Genomic DNA, 18,323 nt, shown 5'->3' on the forward strand with positions numbered 1-18,323 from the left:
GTCGCGAGCTTTGCGTCTTACTTCGCATCCTGACCGGGATCGAGAAGCCGGTGCAGGTGAACGATGAAATAGCGCATGTGGGCGTTGTCGACCGTCATCTGCGCCTTGGCGCGCCAGGCGGCGTGGGCCGCCGCGTAGTTCGGATAGACGCCAACGATATCGACCTTGTCGAGATCCTTAAATTCGTTCTTGTCGAGATTGATGAGCTCGCCGCCGATCACGAGGTGAAGGAGCTGCTGCGAGGCGCTATCTGTCATCGGTATTGTTTCCTAGTCAACGCCTTGCAGGCGACGTGGAGGGTGCGATCCAGGGGCGTTCAGTCCGGCGGTAACCTGCGATACTGCGCGACGATGTCGGCATGTCGGTCGCGGCCCGCTGCCACCAGCATCCCGTGCACCACCTCCGGACGATTATAGAGGATCGCCTCGCCGGACAACGCGGTCATTTTACCCCCCGCTTCCTGCACGATCAAATGAGCCGCCGCAAGATCCCAATCGCGGCTTTGCCCGCCTGCAAAAGCGGCATCGAGCCCGCCATGCGCGACACGGCACAGGCGCAGCGCCAATGATCCGATTCGCGGATGGAGTTCAATCCGCGCAGAACTCGGAGCCAACCGCTCAACCAACGGTTTTGGACCGGCCACCCGCGCGAAGTCGAGCACGCGTCCGGTCGAGGCCTGAACCCGCTCGTCGTTCAACGTGGTGCCGCTGCCGCGGGCGGCAAAGAAGAACTCCTCGCTGACCGGGACATGCACCGCGGCGAGTATCGGCGCACCGTGCTCGACCAGCGCGACGCTCACGCACCAGTCGTTGCGGCCGCCGAGATAGGACCGCGTGCCATCGATCGGATCGACGATCCAGACCCGCGACCGACCGAGTCTCGCCCGATCATCCGCGCTCTCTTCGGACAGCCAACCGTAATCCGGCGTTGCCGATCGCAGCCTGAGCTCAAGCAGCGCATTGACCGCCATGTCGGCTTCGGAGACGGGCGACGACGCGCCCTTGGTCCATTTGCGCAACTCCGTTCCGAACATCGAACGTGCGAGCCCGCCGGCTTCGCGCACCGCCTCCTTCAGGAGCCTGGCGTCTGTCGCGAGGCTGGTCTCGTCCGGTTTCTCGATCTCACCGTCCGCCAAGCGTCAATCCTTCGATGCGCACCGTCGGCGCATTGACGCCATAGCGGAATTCCAGATCGCTGGCAGGCGTCATCGACTTGAAGATCTCGAACAGATGCCCGGCGATCGTCACCTCGCTCACGGCATAGCCGATCTCGCCATTCTCGATCCAGAAGCCGGACGCGCCACGGCTGTAGTCACCGGTGACGCCGTTGACGCCCGAGCCGATCAGGTCCGTAACGTAGAAGCCCTGCTTGATGTCCGAGATCAGCTCCTTGGCTGTCACGACGCCGGCTTCGAGATGCAGATTGAACGGACCGGGCGAAGGCGACGACGACACGCCGCGATGGGCGTGGCCGGTCGTCACCATGCCGAGCTCGCGCGCGGTGCCCGAATCCAGCAGCCACGTCGTCAGCACGCCATCGTCGACCAGCGCGGTCTGCTTCACCTTCACGCCCTCGGCGTCGAACGGCTGCGACCGCAGCCCGCGCTTGCGCAGCGGATCATCGATGATGCGGATACCCTTGGCGAACAGTTGCGCGCCGAGCTTGTCCTTGAGGAAGCTGGTCTTGCGCGCGATCGAGGCGCCATTGATGGCGCCGACCAGATGTCCGACCAGCGAGCCTGACACGCGGGGATCGAACACGACCGGCACCTGGCACGTGGCAACCTTGCGCGGATTGGCGCGCGCCACCGCGCGTTCGCCAGCGCTGCGCCCGACGGCCGCGGGCGCCAGCAGGTCGGCGCCGTGCGGAGCCGCCGTGTAGTCGTAGTCGCGCTCCATCCCGGTGCCTTCGCCGGAAATGGCGGTCGTCGAGATGCTTTGGCTCGAGCGCAGATAGGCGCCGTGAAAACCGTCGCTCGTCACCAGCACCATGCCGCCGATGCCGGTCGAGGCCGACGCACCACCGGACTTCGTCACGCCCTTCACGCCGAGCGCGGCAGCCTCCGCCTCCTGGGCACGGCGCTCCAGCTCTGCGGTCGAGGGAATCTGCGGATCGAGCAGGTCGAGTTCGGGAATGTCGCGCGCCAGCAGCGCCGGATCGGCGAGGCCGACATATTGGTCGTCAGGCGCCACCCGCGCCATCGCCACGGCCCGCTCGGCCAGCCGCGCCACGCCGTCCCCGCTGACGTCGTTGGTCGACACCACGGCCTGGCGCTTGCCGACGAGAACGCGCAGGCCGACATCGTCGCCTTCCGAGCGCTCGGATTCCTCGACGCGCCCGTCACGGACCTCGACGCCTTGCGAGATGCCGCGCACCGCGATGGCGTCGGCGGCATCGGCACCGGCCTTCCTCGCGGCTTCCACCAGCCGCTCGGCGAGCGTTCGCAGGGCGGACTGGTCGAGCAGATCTGATTGGGCTGATGTCGACGATGAGGCTGGGGAAGAGGTCACGAACACGATCCGATCGATGTCAGGTGGGCGGCGAAGACGGCTCAATCCAAAGGAAATGTGGCCTGTTCACGCCGACTTCAAGCAGGACGGCAGACGGCACATCGGATTGTCGGCAAATCGGCAAGGTCTCGTCAATCATGCGGGGCAAGCGCTTGTCAATCATGACGGTAGGAGGATCACGCGTGAGATCTGATTAACCAGGCTTGTTAAGCCGATACGGGCGATCCGCGTGGCAAGGTCACACGCATCGACCGGGAGCATAATCCCGGCGGGGAGACCAAGCCGTGAGGCGTCAAACAGCAACAGGCGGAAGCCATTCCGCTGGGTCGGGCCGCGCCCTGCGGCTCGACCCTCTTTCCCTGCCCGTCTCGTACAGCGCGCACGATACCCGTGCCGATGGCGGAATCCGGCAGATCGAATTGCACCGGGAGCGCGTGGTCCTGCGTCGTGCCGTCAGCGGCATGCGCATGGCCCTGAACCTCCGCGTCAGCGATTTCCTCGGCATCGGCGTGCGCGAGATCGACGACACACAGGTGATGCTGGTGCTCGTCCACCGCGACCCTTCCCTGACCATCCCGCTCTGCGTCAGCGACGACCAGAACGAGATCGTTGCTGCGTGGGCGATGTGGAGCGAGACCTTCGCGCTGCCCCAGTTGCAGGACACGCGCCGGGAGGCCACGCCGCGCCGCCGCCGCCGCAACGCGATCCGCTCGCGCCGCCCGCGCTTCCTGATGCGACGCCGTGTCGGCTACCAGCTCAATCCAGCCTCGATCCATCGCGGCGAGCGCGAGATCGTCGCGCGCAACTGATCAGGTTGCGCGCAGCACGGCATCGACCAACAGCCCTGCGAACAGCAGCAGTCCGGCATCGCGGTTCGACTTGAACACCCGCAGGCACAGCGCCGGATCGGCGATATCCAGACGCCGGATCTGCCAGCCGAGATGGGCGGCAAAGCACGCCAGCCCGAGCCACGCCGCGACATGCACGTGGGCGGTCGCGAACGTGGCCCCAATCAGGATGACGGCCAGACTGTAGAAGATGACCAGCGCCAGATGCGTGCGGTCGGCAAACAGGCGCGCGGTCGACTTGATGCCGATCAGCGCGTCATCCTCGGCATCCTGATGCGCGTAGATCGTGTCATAGGCGATCACCCACGAGATCGACCCGGCGTAGAGCAGCAGCGCGGTGGCATCGATGCGGCCGAACGCGACCGCAAATCCCATCAGCGCGCCCCACGAGAAGGCGAGACCCAGCACGACCTGCGGCCACCAGGTGACACGCTTCATGAACGGATAGATCGCGACGATCAGCAACGAGGCGATGCCGGTGGCGATCGCGAACCGGTTGAACTGCAGCAGCACCACCAGGCCGATCAGGGCCTGCGCCACCAGGAAGGCGAGCGCCTGCTTGACGCCGACCTGACCGGCGGGAATCGGTCGCGAACGGGTGCGCTCCACCTTGGCGTCGAGATCGCGGTCGGTGATGTCGTTCCAGGTGCAACCGGCGCCACGCATGACGAACGCGCCGACGAAATAGAGCCCGATCCACGCCGGCAACATGGATAGGTTCCCGGCGATCCCAGCAGCCAGAGCGGCCGACCACCAGCACGGCATCAGCAGCAGCCACGATCCGATCGGGCGATCGAAGCGGGCGAGACGCAGGTAGGGCCGGCTCCAGACCGGCGCCAGCGTATCGACCCAATTGCCGGTCGCGTCAGCAACGCGGACGGCCGTGTCGCTCATCGGGTGAGAACATTGCCGGTCATGGTGTCGAAGGCGGATCCGCCCTTCTTGGTCGTGTTGGCCTCAGGCAACGCGGCCGACGAGCCCAGGACGTCGCTCAGGCTCGGAGCGGAGGGCCTTCCGGCCCCCGACTGCATCTGCGCCGCCACGGCACAGACCTTCTTTTCCAGCGCGTCGGTGTTCTTGTGACCGGCCTTCAGCTGATCGGCGATCTGCTGAGGAATGCCGCAGCTCGCCGAATGCGCCTCGACATATTTGATCATCTTCACTTCGGCCTTGCCGAAATTTGCGATCAGCTTGCAGGCCTCGTCAGGCGAGGCCTTGCGGTCGCTCGCGGCCTTGATCAGCTTGCCGCGACGCTCGGCTTCCTCGCGCAGCGGAATGAACTCCTTCATGCAGCTCTCCGGCGGGCCACCCTGCGGCGCGGCTCCCATCGGGGCCGGCTGGAAGCCACCACCGCCGCCGAACGCCGAGGCGCCTGGACTGGGGAACGGACTTGCCGGGGCTGCGGCTCGGGTCGGCGCCGCGCCGTTGATGGGCGGAAACGGCGAGCTGCTGGTCTGGGCCTGGCCAGGCATCGGCGCGGGAAACGAGCTCTGCGCGAAGAGCTGCCCTGTGGAGAGCACCAGGGCGGCAATGGCGAGCGGCATGAAAGACTGGCGGACGATCAAGGCTGGTTCTCCGGTAAGACCAAGAATCCTCAACACTTCCGGATGAAAGCACGATCCGATCCGGGGCTTTTACGATTCTCGCCCGTCCAGCACAACCGCGGAGTTGATCACAGCCGCGGCGGAGGGACGCAGCCGGGTTCCAACCGGCGCGGAGGCCCAAAACGAGGCCCTTCCCGAACGTCGGGGCCCAAAAATCCGTTCACTCCGCGCCCTCGCCCACCTGGTCAGGCCGGAGTCGCCAGTTCGGCGGCCGGCGGGACGGTTCACGTCGCCGTGCAGACCTTGCGCATCACGGCCAGGGTGTTTTCGTGATTCGCCTTCAGCTGATCGGTGATCTTGGGCGGGATGCCGCAGAGCGAGGCATGGGCGACCGCGTAGTCGATCATCTTGGTCTGGGCGAGCTCGTAGTCGTGCACCAGCTGGCAAGCCTCGCCGGGCGCGAAACGCCGCTCGGTCGCCGCCTTGAGCAGCTTGGCCCGGCGGGCGGTCTCGTCCCGCAGCGGGGTGAACTCCTTCAGGCAGGTTTCGGGCGGGCGAAAGCCGGCCGCTGCGGCACCACCCGGCACCGCGGGAGCCGCTTGCTGGGGCGGAGCAGCGATCGCCTTGTCGTCGGCCCGGGACGGCCCGGCGACCGTCACCACGATGACCGCGGCAAGCGCCCAAGTCGAATATCTCAAGATCAAGGCCGTTCTCCGCTTCAAGGCTCACGGAATCGTCGGATGTCCGTCCCCAAGGGACGACCGGCGGGATCGAACCGGTAAAATCTGTCGACAGCACGGCCGAAAGGCGCCATCGCCAATATCCAATACAACACCGTGTGACGGCTCGACCGGCTTTGCGGCCGGCGCGCGGTCTGGTTAAGCAACATCCATCATCGGCACCGCTTCGCTCCATGCCCGCATACGACTTCACCGCCCCGCGCCTGTTCGTCGACGCGCCCCTGCAGGAGGGAGGCACGGTCGCGCTCGACCGCAATCAGGGCAACTATCTCGGCAACGTCCTGCGTCTCGGCACCGGCGATCACGTCCTGGTCTTCAACGGCCGCGACGGCGAATGGCGGGCCGTGATCGAGGGCCGCAAGCGGCCAGATGGCCTGACGATCCAGCAGCAGAGCCGGCCCCAGGATCACCTGCCGGACATCGCCTACGTCTTCGCACCGCTCAAGCACGCGAGGCTGGACTACATGGTGCAGAAGGCGGTCGAGATGGGCGCCTCGTGCCTGCAGCCGGTCATCACCCGTCACACCCAGGTGTCGCGCGTGAATGGCGAGCGCATGCGCGCCAACGTGGTCGAGGCCACCGAACAATGCGGCATCCTCAGTCTCGCCGAGGTGAAGGACCCGGTGCCGTTGGAGCGCTTCCTCGCGCAGCGGCAACCTGAGCGGCTGCTGGTGTTCTGCGACGAGGCCGCCGAACTGGCCGATCCGCTGCAGGCGCTGCGCGGCGGCAAGGACCCGGCCGGCATCGACCTGCTGATCGGACCGGAGGGCGGTTTTGCCGACGACGAGCGGGCGCTGCTGCTCCGCCAGCCGCATGTGATCAGGCTCGCGCTGGGCCCGCGCATCCTGCGCGCGGATACGGCCGGCGTTGCCGCCCTCGCCGTGATCCAGGCAACGCTCGGGGACTGGACCGGCCCCCGCGGTTAAGGCATCCGGCCAATTGTGGCTCGCCGCGGCCATTCGCAGTCGAAACCGTCAAACGGCCATGCTAAGGGGCAGCCGCGGCCTCCAGAGGCGCTCACTCCACTTTGGAACTCGATCGACATGACCGGACCCGCTCCAACCGGACCCGCCGCGTGGGCGGACATGCTGCTGCAATCCTTCGCCCAGGCCGGCTATGAGCGGGCCGAACCGGCGATCCTGCAGCCGGCCGAGCCATTTCTCGATCTCTCGGGGGAGGACATCCGCAAGAGCCTCTATCTGACCGGCGACGCCGCCGGCGAAGAGCTCTGCCTGCGCCCCGACCTGACCATTCCCGTCGCCCGTGACTACCTCGCCTCGGCCCGCGCCGGGCATCCGGCTGGCTTCAGCTATCTCGGTCCAGTATTTCGTTACCGCGAGGGCCGCCCGAGCGAGTTCCTGCAGGCCGGCATCGAATCGTTCGGCCGTCAGGATCGGCCCGCCGCGGATGCCGAGATGCTGGCGCTGGCGATCGAGGCGACCGCCACCGCCGGCCTTGCCGCGGTGGATATCCGCACCGGCGACGTCGCGCTGTTCACGGCCTTGATCGACGCCCTCGATCTCTATCCGGTATGGCGACGGCGGCTGATCAAGGACTTCAACCGCAAGCGCACCCTGGCGCAGGACCTCGAGCGGCTGGCGATCGCCTCGGTGGCCCCGCGCAACGAGTATGAAGGGGTGCTCGCCGCCCTGGCCGGCTCCGACCGCAAGGCGGCGCTCGCCCTGGTCACCGACCTGATGTCGATTGCCGGCGCAACCGCGGTCGGCGGCCGCACGGTGGCGGAGATCGCCGACCGATTCCTCGAGCAGTCCACCCTCAAGAGCGGCGCGCTGCCGCGTGACGCGCTGGACCGTATCAAGCGCTTCCTCGCAATCAGCGGGAGCCCGACCGAGGCTGTCCAGCAGCTTCGCGCGCTCGCCGCCGACGCCAAGCTCGACATTTCAGCGGCGATCGACACGTTCGAGGCCCGCGCCGGCTTCATGGCCCAGCGCGGCATCGACATCACCAAGGTGCGCTTCGCCACGTCGTTCGGCCGCGGCCTCGACTACTACACCGGTTTCGAGTTCGAACTGCATCATCCGGGCAATGGCGACGAGCCACTGGTCGCCGGCGGCCGTTATGACGGCCTGCTGAGCCAGCTTGGCGCCGCCGAGTCGATTCCGGCCGTCGGCTTCTCGATCTGGATCGAGCGCCTGGCCCAGAGCAGCGCCGTCGGCAAGTCCCCGCGCGGGAGAGCATCATGAGCGGCCCCCTCGTCCTCGCCGTTCCCTCCAAGGGGCGTCTGCAGGAGAATGCCGAGGCCTTCTTCGGCCGCGCCGGGCTGAACCTGTCCAAGCCCGGCGGCGCGCGCGACTATCGTGGCACCATCGCAGGTCTCGACAATGTCGAGATCGCCTATCTCTCTGCGAGTGAGATCGCCTCGCAACTGGCGCGCGGCACCGTGCATCTCGGCGTTACCGGCGAGGATCTTGTGCGCGAGAGCATCACCGATGCCGACAAGCGCGTGCTGCTGATCGATACGCTCGGCTTCGGCGGCGCCAACGTCGTCGTCGCCGTGCCGCAGGCCTGGATCGACGTCCGCACCATGGCCGATCTCGATGACGTCACCACCGGTTTTCGCGCCCAGCACAATCGCCGCATGCGCGTCGCCACCAAGTACATCAACCTGACGCGCGGCTTCTTCGCCGCCCATGGCATCGTCGATTACCGCATCGTCGAGAGCGCCGGCGCCACCGAGGGCGCGCCGGCGGTGGGCACCGCCGAGCTGATCGTCGACATCACCAGCACCGGCTCGACGCTCGCCGCCAACGGGCTGAAGGTGCTGGACGACGGCGTGATCCTGCGCAGCCAGGCCAATCTGGTCGCCTCCCGCGACGCCGACTGGTCGGAGGGTCCGCGCGAGAGCGCCCGGATCATTCTCGACCACATCCATGCCCGCGCCCGCGCCAGCAAATACCGCGAGGTCCGCACCCGCTTCAAAGGGTGCGACGCAGCAATGCTGACCGAGGCGCACAACCGCTTCGGCGTCGTGGCGCCGTTCGGCGGCCCGACCTCGTCCGGCATGCTCACCCTGCACTGCCCGCCGGCGCAGATCTACGCGCTCGGCAGCTTTCTGCGCGCGCATGGCGCCGAGACCGTCTCGGTCGCCTCGCTCGACTATGTGCTCGACCGCGAAAATCCGCTGTTTGCTCGCCTCGAGGCCTTCCTGCGATCATAAATCGCCGTTCATCGTAGCGACAGGCGAGCGCAGCTACCATATGTTGGTAGCAGAACGAGGACGCTGAGCAATGCTGGGAACTGACGTGTCGGATCTGACCACGACTGCGGCCGACGCCGCGTCGCAGGGATTGTCGATCGTTATCCCCGTCTACAACGAGGGCGCGGGACTGACGGCGCTGCACGAGCGGCTGAATAATCTCGCCCGTACGCTGCGCCAGCGCTTCGGCCTCGCCTGCGAGTTGGTCTATGTCGACGACGGCAGCCGCGACAACACGCTTGCGATTGCGCGCACCTTGCAGGCCGATGCGCTCGACATCCAGGTCGTCTCGCTGTCGCGCAATTTCGGCAAGGAGGCCGCGCTGATGGCCGGCCTCGATCATGCCCGGCGCGGCGCCGTGCTGTTCATGGACGGCGATGGCCAGCATCCGCCGGCCCTGGTCGAGCAGCTCGTCACGCACTGGATCAAGGACGGCTATGACGTCGTCTATACCGCCAAGGCGCATCGCGACAACGAGCCGTTCCTGCGCCGCGTCGCCGTGCACGGCTTCTACGCGCTCATCAACTGGGGCGCGCGGCAGAAGATCCCGGAGGATGCCGGCGACTTCCGGCTGCTGTCGCCGCGCGCGGTGGCGGCGCTGCGGCAATTGCCCGAGCGCAACCGCTTCTTCAAAGGACTCGCGAGCTGGATCGGCTTCCGCCAGATCCGCGTCGACTACGAGCCTGCCGCGCGTGCCCATGGCGTGACGGCCTTCAACCTGACCAGCCTGCTCGGCCTGTCGATCGAAGGCCTGACCTCGTTCTCGGTCGCCCCGCTGCGGTTCGCCAGTCTGCTCGGAATCCTGCTCGCCTCGGCGGCCTTTCTGTTCGGCCTCTCGATCCTGTGGGAGACTTTAGCTACCGGCAAGTCGGTGCCCGGCTATCCCTCGCTGATGGTCGGCCTGATGACGATCGGCGGCGTGCAGCTGATCATGATCGGCATCATGGGCGAGTATATCGGCAAGATCCTGTCCGAGCTAAAAGCGCGTCCGATCTACTTCGTCGCCGAGCACAGCGAGAAGCGTGCAGCGCTCGATGCGCGCAGCGACGGCGCCGAGAGGAACGCCGCCGAATGAGCGCGACGCCGCACCGGCGCATCTGGCTCTGCGCCGATGACTATGGCATCAGCCCCGGGGTTAACAGCGCCATCCGAGACCTGATCGCGCGCGGTCGGTTGAACGCAACCTCGGTGATGACCGTGGGCGCCGCGATCGGGCGCGACGAGGTGACGGAGCTGACCAAGGTCGCGTCCGACAGCCCGCGTTGCGCCATCGGCCTGCACGTCACGCTGACCGCGCCGTTCCGGCCCCTGACGATGCATTTCCGTCCCTCGGAAGGCGGCATGTTCCTGCCCTTCCCGAAGCTGCTGCGCGCCGGACTGACCCGCCGGCTCGATCCCGAGATGATCCGTGCCGAGGTCCTGGTTCAGCTTGCAGCGTTCGGCGATTTGTTCGGTCGCGCCCCCGATTTCGTCGACGGCCACCAGCATGCCCAGCTCTATCCGCAGGTGCGCGAGGGCTTTCTCGCCGCCGTCAAGGAAACTGCGCCCACGGCCTGGGTGCGCCAGGGCGGCCGCAATCTGCCCCTGATGCAGCGGCTGACGGCGCCGAAGGCGCTGCTGCTGGACGTGCTCAGCGCGCAATTCCGCCGTCAGGCCAGGCGGGCCGAGATCGCCTTCAATCCCGGCTTCGCGGGCGCCTACGACTTCACCAAGGCCTCCGACTTCGGAGCTTTGATGGATGGCTTCCTCGACGAGTTGCCCGAGCATGGACTGGTGATGTGCCACCCCGGTTTCGTCGATGACGTCCTCATCGAGCTCGATCCGCTGACGGTGCAGCGCGAGCATGAGCACGCCTATCTTGCCGGCGAGCATTTTCCGGGCCTGTTGGAGCGCCGCAAGGTGACGCTCGGCTGATGGATGTTTCGCGTGCCCCGGCGAACAAAACCCGGCGCGGCGGCGTTCGAAGTGGGAGGGAGGTAGGCATGCCGTCCGCCTTCGGCTTCCGAAACGCCTCGCAAGTGCAAAGACGCTTTGTCGCATACGGAAATTTAATCCGCGCCCCGGCTGGCCGGGCCACAAAGTCCCCCTAAATCTTGGCCGCGCTTGGCCGGAACAAGGCAAGCGGCAGGAGAACGACATGACACCGCAAGAACGCCAACTCATCGACGATCTGTTCGACCGGCTTGCCACGTTGGAGAGTGCACCGCGTGATCCGGAGGCTGCCGCCGCCATCGCCCAGGCGCTGCAGCGGGCTCCCAATGCCGTCTATGCGCTGGTGCAGACGGTGCTGGTGCAGGACGAGGCCCTGAAGCGCGCCAACGCCCGCATCGAGGAGCTGCAGCACGCCCAGGCCCCGCAGGGCCAGTCCGGCGGCTTCCTCGATTCGATGCGCGACAGCATCTTCGGCTCGGGCAGCCGCGGTTCGGTCCCCAACGTGCCGCCGCCGTCGCAGAGCCGCCCGGTCTGGAACAGCGGCCAGGCGATACCCCCGGGCTACCAGGGCCAGCCCGGCTATCCCGGCCAGCCCAGTTCCTATGACCAGGGCGGCTTCGGCCAGCCGCGCGGCGGCATGTTCGGCGGTGGAGGCGGCTCGTTCCTCGGCACGGCGGCGGCCGCAGCGGCCGGCATGGTCGGCGGCTCGCTGCTGCTCGGCGGCATCCGCTCGATGATGGGCGGCGGGTCGCATCAGGCGTTCGGTGACACCACGATCATCGAGGAGCGGGGCGGCGGTGCCAGCCCGTGGAGCGGCGACCAGTCCGGCGGCTCGCTGGCGCGTGACGCCGGTCTCGACGACATCGGCCGCCCGGGCGGCGACGGCGGCCGGGCCGGCCTGTTCGACCAGGCGAGCCATGACGACAGCGGCAATGACAGCGACGCGGCCGACTTCGATGCCGATGACGGCTATGGCGACGACGACGGTGGCAGCGACTACGCGTGAAGCTCCCGGGTCGCAGCCAACTCAAGAATGCAAAGGCCGCCCCCACGGGCGGCCTTTTTCTGTTGCTGATGTCGCGCAGCGGCCGTCGTCAGAGCACGATGACCCTGGCACCGACGTTCACGCGGCCATAGAGGTCGATGACGTCCTCGTTGCGCATCCGGATACATCCTGACGAGACGTTGGTGCCGATCGTCCATGGCTCGTTCGAACCGTGGATCCGATACAGCGACGAGCCGAGATACATCGCGCGTGCGCCGAGCGGGTTCTGCGGTCCGCCCTCCATGTGTCGCGGCAGGTCGGGCCGGCGCGCGAGCATCTCCGGCGGCGGCGTCCAGTCCGGCCATTCGCGCTTGGCCGAGATCGTCTTCACGCCCGACCAGGTGAAGCCGGGGCGACCGACGCCGATGCCATAGCGGAGCGCCCTGCCCTCGCCCTGGACCAGATAGAGGAACTTGTTCGGCGTATCGATGACGATCGTGCCCGGCCGTTCTTTGCCGTCATAGTCAACGATCTGTTTCTCGTATTTCGGATCGAGCGGCCGCTGCGTCTGCTCATAGGCCTCCTCATCCGGCACTCCCTGCTGCGGGACCATGCCCGGCGCCAGCCGCTGCGGCTCGTAGTAGGACGGCTGCTGCTGGTACATCGGCTGTCCCGGCGGAGGCGCGCCGCGGCCGCCTTGCGGATCCCCGAACAGGAATTCGATGAAGCCGCCACCCATGCGCGAGCGTTCGACATAGGCGGTGCGCACCGGCGCGGACTGCTGCGGCGGGCCGCTATAGATCACGGTCGGCTGCTGAAATCCCTGGGCTGCGGCGCGGCCCAGACCTGCATGGAAAACGCATGCGCCGGCCAGCAGCGCTGCGGATACTGATTTGAACATCGACGTACTCTGTACTGTTTCGTCTGAAGACTGTTCATCGCGCGAGGCAAATGCGCCGCCGCGTATCGTCAATAAAGAGCAAAACCCGATCGCTTTGGTAAACGCGGGAGGCGCCGGGATTCACCATCGCCGCATACGTCGGCGGTTTTGATCGCTAGCGTTTATTTTGCGTGAAGGCCGGCGGAGCATGGTTAATCGTTGACGCACGATGCACGTCAGCGTTGCTCAGCGGCGGTTCCTGGCGTGAACGCGATGTTAAATAGCCTTTGCGTAGAACTGATCCGAGCAAAAGGTCAGGGATACTATCATGGCTGTTCGCAAGCGTTTCCGTATCGAAGAAGCAATCGTCGGCCATATGCCGGAGCCTGAATTCGTGGGTGGCGAGATCGGCCCCAACCACAAGGAAATCATGGACGAGCTCCGCGCGATCCGCTCCCAGATGGCCAATGCGATCCGCAGCGGCGGCAGCAACACGGCGAACGCCGCCATCGAAGAGTCCGCCGCACGCGAGGTCGCCGAAGCGCGCGCGCTGCTCGAGACCTATCGTGCCCAGATCGAGCAGTGCGAAAAGCTCAAGGTCGAGCTCGACCTGATCCACGACGCGATCAACCGCACCAAGGGCGAGATCGCGACCCTCCATGCCAAGAGCTTCAACGGCGAGGAGATGGCCAAGGTCAACGGCGAGCTCGGCGCGGTCGTCGGCGGCACCGAGCAGGCGACGCAGCAGATCCTCGAAGCCGCGGAGGCGATCGACCAGGCCGCCAGCGCGCTGTCCAAGGTGGACTCGGCCGACCAGCAGAAGATCCTGAGCGAAGAGATCCAGGAGCGCGTGGTCTCGATCTTCGAGGCCTGCAACTTCCAGGACCTGACCGGCCAGCGCATCAACAAGGTCATGACCACGATGAAGTTCATCGAGCACCACATCGTGGTGATGATGGACATCTGGGGTGGCGTCGACGCCATCAAGGCGCACACGCCGCCGATCGTCGACCACCGCGAGGGCGACGCCAGGCTGCTGAACGGCCCGAAGGCGGAAGGCGACGTCGGCCACGCCTCGCAGGACGACATCGACGCAATGTTCAACTGACCTCATCCTGCCTGACCGGCGGCCACGCCGGCCAGGGATGGCACCGAGCAGCACCAAGCAAAACGCCGGCGCTTTCACCGGCGTTTTTTTCGTTTGGCTTTTGGGTGTGGCCGGGGCTTGTCGCGAGGGCTTCGCCCGGATCTCAGGCGCGCGGTCCGCAGCGGACGTAGACCATCGTCTGGTAACGGGTCGCCGCATCCTTGTCGACGAAGCGGGTGATCAGCACACGACCGTCAAAGGAGACGACCTCGCGGTCCTGCTCGCCGCCGGGCGGTCCGGCCGGGCCGATGTAGTTCTTGCCGCTGGCCGACCCCTTCAGGCGCAGTTCCTGGGGAGTCGCCTGGTCGGCCAGATGCATCACGACACCGCCGGACGTGCCCGCCCCGATGACATAGGGCTGTTTGCACTGCGCCAACGCCATCTTCTCGGTGCGCGGACGGTCGTTGGGGTTGTTGTAAGCGGCGAGGCCCCATTTGCCGACGAGATCCTCGGGGCGGATCGTCGCCGGAACCTCGGGCTCGACCGGCGCCTCGGTCTGCATGGGGGGCGACGGCGACAGGCTGAAGCCCGTGCACGCTCCCAGAAGCATCGTGAGCGCCGACGCGATCGCGAGATTGGCAACCGGCCGCGCGCACCGTGAACTCGTCATGGCATCCCCTTAGGAACAAGATCGTGGCTGCCCCGTCCGGCAACCAAACCCAAAACGCTCGTCAGAGCAATGACGTCGGATGACGACGCCGCTCCACTAACATGTCTGGCCCGGGACAACATCCCCTAACAGCCTCAAGAACGGCTTAACTGCCGGCCGTTGCTTGACAGGAACAGCCGCAAGCCATATTTCCCCGAGCGGTCTTTAGCACTCGGAGGGCGCGATTGCTAAGGCTGCGAGCCAGTTGGCGCCAAGTGGGCGTCAAATGTGGCCGCATTCAGATTTCCTCCGACAGCAACAACTTATCCAAGCACCCCAAAAGGGATCCGTCATGGCCAAATCGAAGTTTCGTCCCCTGCACGACCGCGTCGTGGTTAAGCGCATCGACGCCGAAGAGAAGACCAAGGGCGGCATCATCATTCCCGACAGCGCCAAGGAAAAGCCCTCGCAGGGCGAAGTCGTCGCCGTCGGCCCGGGCGGCCGTGATGAGAGCGGCAAGCTGATCCCGATCGACGTCAAGGTCGGCGACCGCGTGCTGTTCGGCAAGTGGTCCGGAACCGAGGTCAAGCTGGACGGCGAGGAGCTCCTGATCATGAAGGAGTCCGACATCATGGGCGTCGTCGCCTGATCCCGACCTGCCGGGGGCGGCGATCAGCCGCCCCGGGCGAAAATGCTCTGCAACCTCGTTCCGGCGACAGACGGGCGATCACGCCCCTCGCCGTCGAGGTCTACTCCAGGAGAATTTTGAAATGGCAGCCAAGGACGTCAAATTCGCCGGCGACGCACGCGACCGCATGCTGCGCGGCGTCGACATTCTCGCCAACGCCGTCAAGGTGACGCTCGGCCCGAAGGGCCGCAACGTCGTCATCGAGAAGAGCTTCGGCGCTCCGCGCATCACCAAGGACGGCGTCACCGTCGCCAAGGAGATCGAGCTGGAGGACAAGTTCGAGAACATGGGCGCGCAGATGCTGCGCGAGGTCGCCTCCAAGACCAACGACACCGCCGGTGACGGCACCACCACCGCGACCGTGCTGGCCCAGGCCATCGTGCGCGAGGGCGCCAAGGCGGTTGCCGCCGGCATGAACCCGATGGATCTCAAGCGCGGCATCGACATCGCGGTGGCCGCCGTGATCAAGGACATCGAGAAGCGCGCCAAGCCTGTCGCCTCGTCCTCCGAGGTCGCCCAGGTCGGCACCATCTCCGCCAATGGCGACGCCGCGATCGGCAAGATGATCGCCCAGGCGATGCAGAAGGTCGGCAACGAGGGCGTCATCACGGTCGAGGAGAACAAGTCGCTCGATACCGAGGTCGACATCGTCGAAGGCATGAAGTTCGACCGCGGCTATCTCTCGCCCTACTTCGTCACCAACGCCGAGAAAATGACGGCCGAGCTCGACGACGTCTACGTGCTCTTGCACGAGAAGAAGCTGTCCGGCCTGCAGGCCATGCTGCCGGTGCTCGAAGCCGTGGTGCAGTCGGGCCGTCCGCTGCTGATCATCGCCGAGGACGTCGAGGGCGAGGCGCTGGCGACGCTGGTCGTCAACCGCCTGCGCGGCGGCCTCAAGGTTGCCGCCGTCAAGGCGCCGGGCTTCGGTGATCGCCGCAAGGCGATGCTCGAGGACATCGCGATCCTGACCGGCGGTCAGCTGATCTCGGAAGACCTCGGCATGAAGCTCGAGAACGTCACGGTGAAGATGCTCGGCCGCGCCAAGAAGGTCGTGATCGACAAGGAGAACACCACGATCGTCAACGGCGCCGGCAAGAAGGCCGACATCGAGGCGCGCGTCGGCCAGATCAAGGCGCAGATCGAGGAGACCACCTCGGACTACGACCGCGAGAAGCTGCAGGAGCGGCTGGCCAAGCTCGCCGGCGGCGTCGCGGTGATCCGCGTCGGCGGTGCGACCGAGATCGAGGTCAAGGAGAAGAAGGACCGCGTCGAGGACGCCCTCAACGCGACCCGCGCCGCGGTGCAGGAAGGCATCGTCCCCGGCGGCGGCGTGGCGCTGCTGCGCGCCAAGAAGGCGGTCGGCCGCATCACCAACGCCAATTCGGACGTCCAGGCCGGCATCAACATCGTGCTGAAGGCGCTCGAGGCTCCGATCCGCCAGATCTCCGAGAACGCCGGCGTCGAGGGCTCGATCGTGGTCGGCAAGATCCTGGACGAGAAGTCCGAGACCTTCGGATTCGACGCCCAGACCGAGGACTATGTCGACATGGTCGCCAAGGGCATCATCGACCCGGCCAAGGTGGTCCGCACCGCGCTGCAGGACGCCTCGTCGGTCGCCGGCCTCCTGGTCACCACCGAGGCGATGGTCGCCGAGCTGCCGAAGGACGCAGCTCCGGCGATGCCGGCCGGCGGCGGCATGGGTGGCATGGGCGGCATGGGCTTCTGAGCCCCCCTTGCATCACCGAGACGTTCAGGAAGGCCGCCTCCGGGCGGCCTTCTTTTTGGCCGAGTGTCCGCGCCCGGGGGTGCAGCGATCGCAAATCGGCGCTACAGCTTAAGGCCGATTCTGCCCCCACAAGGATTTTCAGATGCGCGCGATTTTGCTTGCGCTGGCCGTGATTGCAGCGGCCGCGCCGGAACTCGGTTGGGCCCAGAGCAAGAGCGGGACCAAGGCCCCCGCCAACGAGACTCGGTATTTCACCGCGATCGACGGCCTGATGGACGGCAATGCCGACGTGATCCTGAAGGAGACGCGCCAGGGCAAGACCGTCACCGCCGCCACGCTCGACGTCTGCTATCCCGTCGCAAAGAATTCGGATCGCAAGGACCGCTTCGTGGTCAGCCTCACCGTCAATGGCCAGACCTTGACCGGTGCGACCCAGAGCAACGGCGCCAAGGAGCCGGTCACGGTGAAGCTGAATCGCAAGCCGACCGGCGACACGTTCGAGTTCCGCGGACAGATCGCGATCGGCAAGACCGTCACCGAGGTGGCGTCGACCGACAATTCCGACGTCAGCGAGAAAGAGTTCCAGGAGAGCCAGTCGAGCGACGACGGCATCAGCGCCCAGCCGAAGGACTTCACCGACGTCTCGCCCGAGGCGGTCTCGGTCCGGCTCAAGCTCGACGCGGTGACCGACTTCCTCAAGAGCCTGAAGGGCGAGAACGTCGAAGTTTCGCTGTCGAGCCTCATCGTGAGCTGCGACGCACTGCGCGCGGGCGAGCAGACCATCAGCATGACCGTCGACCCCGAACGAGCCGGCGCACTGATCGCGAAGGCGCGGACCATGAACGGCGTCGTCACCGCCGGCTGGACCGCCGGCACGGTCGAGATGGACCGCACCATCCGCTTTGCGGCGGCCGACTGGCGCGACGGTGACAAGATCAACAAGGACAAGCTGGCGGGCGCCATCTCCGACGTGCTGGCCAAGACCTACAATGCCAGGCCGACGAGTGCGGCGTGGAATCCGGTCAGCGGCAAGCTGAAGCTGACGTTGAAGCGGCCGAGCCAGCTGATGCCGGCGCTCGAGCTGACCGACGTCATCGAGGTCACCGGCCTCGTCTCGGCGGACAAGCCGGGCGGCGCGGACGCGCTGATGCTGTGGATCAGCAGCCCGACGACGACCACCGTCGACGAGACCTCTGCCGCCAAGCTGATCCTGTCGGACGAATCGTCAGGCGACGAGGAAAGCGATACCCGCGACGACGGCGGTGCCATCGACGAGCTGGCGAAGGCCTTCAAGGCCAAGCGCTGGGATGCGGACAACTCTGTCTGGAAGTAAGGCGACGGCAGGCGCCGCGATCTCAGATGCCACCCTCCCCTGGAGGGGGAGGGTCGATCGCACGCGAAGCGGGCGAGCGGGATGGGGTGACGCCGCGGGCACCGGTGCACGTGGAGAGATCACCCCACCCCGCCTCCCATTCGCTGCGCTCATGAGAGGCGACCCTCCCCCTCCAGGGGAGGGT

The 18,323-nt window shown here is 66.5% G+C and carries 19 protein-coding genes; 11 read left to right on the forward strand and 8 right to left on the reverse strand.

The genetic code is table 11. From position 1 onward, the window contains the following. Window positions 1-17: 17 nt before the first annotated feature. Genes QX126_RS02180 through QX126_RS02190 form a run of 3 tightly spaced genes read right to left on the reverse strand, consistent with a single transcriptional unit; the run spans window position 18 to window position 2,510 of the window. Window positions 18-257 carry a DUF4170 domain-containing protein gene (locus QX126_RS02180; protein ID WP_009031572.1) on the reverse strand — a complete coding sequence of 80 codons (240 nt, stop codon included), beginning with the start codon at window positions 255-257 and terminating at the stop codon, window positions 18-20. A 59-nt stretch (window positions 258-316) separates the two neighbouring features. Next, entirely contained in the window at window positions 317-1,063 is a 747-nt protein-coding gene (locus QX126_RS02185) for a 3'(2'),5'-bisphosphate nucleotidase CysQ (RefSeq protein ID WP_315779380.1), read from the reverse strand. Window positions 1,064-1,121: 58 nt separating this feature from the next. Continuing rightward, a complete protein-coding gene (locus tag QX126_RS02190; protein WP_409998678.1) occupies window positions 1,122-2,510 on the reverse strand; it encodes a TldD/PmbA family protein in 1,389 nt (462 codons plus the stop codon). A 284-nt stretch (window positions 2,511-2,794) separates the two neighbouring features. Here QX126_RS02190 and QX126_RS02195 point away from each other — a divergent pair, with 284 nt between their 5' ends. Continuing rightward, complete coding sequence (locus QX126_RS02195; RefSeq protein ID WP_315754682.1) at window positions 2,795-3,319, forward strand: DUF6101 family protein; 525 nt, start codon at window positions 2,795-2,797, stop codon at window positions 3,317-3,319. Here the strand turns inward: QX126_RS02195 and ubiA are convergent, their stop codons facing one another. The 3 genes from ubiA to QX126_RS02210 form a co-directional block, all read right to left on the reverse strand. Next, the gene (ubiA, locus tag QX126_RS02200) at window positions 3,320-4,252 is read right to left on the reverse strand and encodes a 4-hydroxybenzoate octaprenyltransferase (RefSeq protein WP_315779056.1); all 933 of its coding nucleotides are present in this window, start codon (window positions 4,250-4,252) and stop codon (window positions 3,320-3,322) included. After that, window positions 4,249-4,902 carry a hypothetical protein gene (locus tag QX126_RS02205; protein WP_315779383.1) on the reverse strand — a complete coding sequence of 218 codons (654 nt, stop codon included), beginning with the start codon at window positions 4,900-4,902 and terminating at the stop codon, window positions 4,249-4,251. Before QX126_RS02205 ends, ubiA begins: the two co-directional genes overlap by 4 nt. A gap of 284 nt (window positions 4,903-5,186) precedes the next feature. Next, window positions 5,187-5,606 carry a hypothetical protein gene (locus tag QX126_RS02210; RefSeq protein WP_315779058.1) on the reverse strand — a complete coding sequence of 140 codons (420 nt, stop codon included), beginning with the start codon at window positions 5,604-5,606 and terminating at the stop codon, window positions 5,187-5,189. A 209-nt stretch (window positions 5,607-5,815) separates the two neighbouring features. Here QX126_RS02210 and QX126_RS02215 point away from each other — a divergent pair, with 209 nt between their 5' ends. The 6 genes from QX126_RS02215 to QX126_RS02240 all read left to right on the forward strand — a co-directional run bounded on the left by QX126_RS02215 (window position 5,816) and on the right by QX126_RS02240 (window position 11,797). After that, window positions 5,816-6,568: a 16S rRNA (uracil(1498)-N(3))-methyltransferase gene (locus QX126_RS02215; protein ID WP_315779060.1), complete on the forward strand. Its 753-nt coding sequence runs from the start codon at window positions 5,816-5,818 to the stop codon at window positions 6,566-6,568. A 117-nt stretch (window positions 6,569-6,685) separates the two neighbouring features. Beyond that, window positions 6,686-7,846, forward strand: coding sequence for an ATP phosphoribosyltransferase regulatory subunit (locus QX126_RS02220; protein WP_315777957.1), 1,161 nt, complete (start codon window positions 6,686-6,688; stop codon window positions 7,844-7,846). Beyond that, window positions 7,843-8,820 (forward strand): ATP phosphoribosyltransferase, encoded by a 978-nt coding sequence (hisG, locus tag QX126_RS02225; protein ID WP_315779061.1) that lies wholly within the window; start codon window positions 7,843-7,845, stop codon window positions 8,818-8,820. Before QX126_RS02220 ends, hisG begins: the two co-directional genes overlap by 4 nt. Window positions 8,821-8,890: 70 nt before the next feature. After that, entirely contained in the window at window positions 8,891-9,934 is a 1,044-nt protein-coding gene (locus tag QX126_RS02230) for a glycosyltransferase family 2 protein (RefSeq protein WP_315736560.1), read from the forward strand. Further along, a complete protein-coding gene (locus tag QX126_RS02235) occupies window positions 9,931-10,773 on the forward strand; it encodes a ChbG/HpnK family deacetylase (RefSeq protein WP_315779063.1) in 843 nt (280 codons plus the stop codon). The genes QX126_RS02230 and QX126_RS02235 overlap by 4 nt, the downstream gene beginning before the upstream one ends. A gap of 223 nt (window positions 10,774-10,996) precedes the next feature. Further along, window positions 10,997-11,797 carry a DUF2076 domain-containing protein gene (locus tag QX126_RS02240; RefSeq protein WP_315779065.1) on the forward strand — a complete coding sequence of 267 codons (801 nt, stop codon included), beginning with the start codon at window positions 10,997-10,999 and terminating at the stop codon, window positions 11,795-11,797. Window positions 11,798-11,885: 88 nt separating this feature from the next. Here the strand turns inward: QX126_RS02240 and QX126_RS02245 are convergent, their stop codons facing one another. Continuing rightward, complete coding sequence (locus tag QX126_RS02245) at window positions 11,886-12,677, reverse strand: L,D-transpeptidase (RefSeq protein WP_315777954.1); 792 nt, start codon at window positions 12,675-12,677, stop codon at window positions 11,886-11,888. Between the two features lie 307 nt (window positions 12,678-12,984). On the opposite strand from QX126_RS02245, the gene QX126_RS02250 reads away from it, so the two are divergent. Continuing rightward, entirely contained in the window at window positions 12,985-13,764 is a 780-nt protein-coding gene (locus QX126_RS02250) for a protein phosphatase CheZ (RefSeq protein WP_315716668.1), read from the forward strand. 142 nt (window positions 13,765-13,906) lie between these two features. Here the strand turns inward: QX126_RS02250 and QX126_RS02255 are convergent, their stop codons facing one another. Next, window positions 13,907-14,413 carry a hypothetical protein gene (locus QX126_RS02255; RefSeq protein WP_315736555.1) on the reverse strand — a complete coding sequence of 169 codons (507 nt, stop codon included), beginning with the start codon at window positions 14,411-14,413 and terminating at the stop codon, window positions 13,907-13,909. A 331-nt stretch (window positions 14,414-14,744) separates the two neighbouring features. Here QX126_RS02255 and groES point away from each other — a divergent pair, with 331 nt between their 5' ends. The 3 genes from groES to QX126_RS02270 all read left to right on the forward strand — a co-directional run bounded on the left by groES (window position 14,745) and on the right by QX126_RS02270 (window position 18,139). Continuing rightward, window positions 14,745-15,041, forward strand: coding sequence for a co-chaperone GroES (gene groES, locus QX126_RS02260; protein ID WP_008961387.1), 297 nt, complete (start codon window positions 14,745-14,747; stop codon window positions 15,039-15,041). A 121-nt stretch (window positions 15,042-15,162) separates the two neighbouring features. Then, window positions 15,163-16,806, forward strand: a complete 1,644-nt coding sequence (gene groL, locus QX126_RS02265) for a chaperonin GroEL (protein ID WP_315777953.1) — start codon at window positions 15,163-15,165, stop codon at window positions 16,804-16,806. 142 nt (window positions 16,807-16,948) lie between these two features. After that, window positions 16,949-18,139 (forward strand): hypothetical protein, encoded by a 1,191-nt coding sequence (locus QX126_RS02270; protein ID WP_315779067.1) that lies wholly within the window; start codon window positions 16,949-16,951, stop codon window positions 18,137-18,139. Window positions 18,140-18,323 lie beyond the last annotated feature (184 nt).

It is taken from the genome of Bradyrhizobium sp. SZCCHNPS1003 (genome assembly GCF_032381555.1).
Taxonomy (GTDB): Bacteria; Pseudomonadota; Alphaproteobacteria; order Rhizobiales; family Xanthobacteraceae; genus Bradyrhizobium.

Coding starts and splice junctions, on each gene's coding strand:
- QX126_RS02245 (WP_315777954.1), bottom strand. CDS start 12,677: ATGTTCAAATCAGTATCCGCAGCGCTGCTGGCCGGCGCATGCGTTTTC.
- QX126_RS02215 (WP_315779060.1), top strand. CDS start 5,816: ATGCCCGCATACGACTTCACCGCCCCGCGCCTGTTCGTCGACGCGCCC.
- QX126_RS02205 (WP_315779383.1), bottom strand. CDS start 4,902: ATGCCGCTCGCCATTGCCGCCCTGGTGCTCTCCACAGGGCAGCTCTTC.
- QX126_RS02240 (WP_315779065.1), top strand. CDS start 10,997: ATGACACCGCAAGAACGCCAACTCATCGACGATCTGTTCGACCGGCTT.
- QX126_RS02180 (WP_009031572.1), bottom strand. CDS start 257: ATGACAGATAGCGCCTCGCAGCAGCTCCTTCACCTCGTGATCGGCGGC.
- QX126_RS02270 (WP_315779067.1), top strand. CDS start 16,949: ATGCGCGCGATTTTGCTTGCGCTGGCCGTGATTGCAGCGGCCGCGCCG.
- hisG (WP_315779061.1), top strand. CDS start 7,843: ATGAGCGGCCCCCTCGTCCTCGCCGTTCCCTCCAAGGGGCGTCTGCAG.
- QX126_RS02220 (WP_315777957.1), top strand. CDS start 6,686: ATGACCGGACCCGCTCCAACCGGACCCGCCGCGTGGGCGGACATGCTG.
- groES (WP_008961387.1), top strand. CDS start 14,745: ATGGCCAAATCGAAGTTTCGTCCCCTGCACGACCGCGTCGTGGTTAAG.
- QX126_RS02250 (WP_315716668.1), top strand. CDS start 12,985: ATGGCTGTTCGCAAGCGTTTCCGTATCGAAGAAGCAATCGTCGGCCAT.
- QX126_RS02255 (WP_315736555.1), bottom strand. CDS start 14,413: ATGACGAGTTCACGGTGCGCGCGGCCGGTTGCCAATCTCGCGATCGCG.
- groL (WP_315777953.1), top strand. CDS start 15,163: ATGGCAGCCAAGGACGTCAAATTCGCCGGCGACGCACGCGACCGCATG.
- QX126_RS02235 (WP_315779063.1), top strand. CDS start 9,931: ATGAGCGCGACGCCGCACCGGCGCATCTGGCTCTGCGCCGATGACTAT.
- ubiA (WP_315779056.1), bottom strand. CDS start 4,252: ATGAGCGACACGGCCGTCCGCGTTGCTGACGCGACCGGCAATTGGGTC.
- QX126_RS02230 (WP_315736560.1), top strand. CDS start 8,891: ATGCTGGGAACTGACGTGTCGGATCTGACCACGACTGCGGCCGACGCC.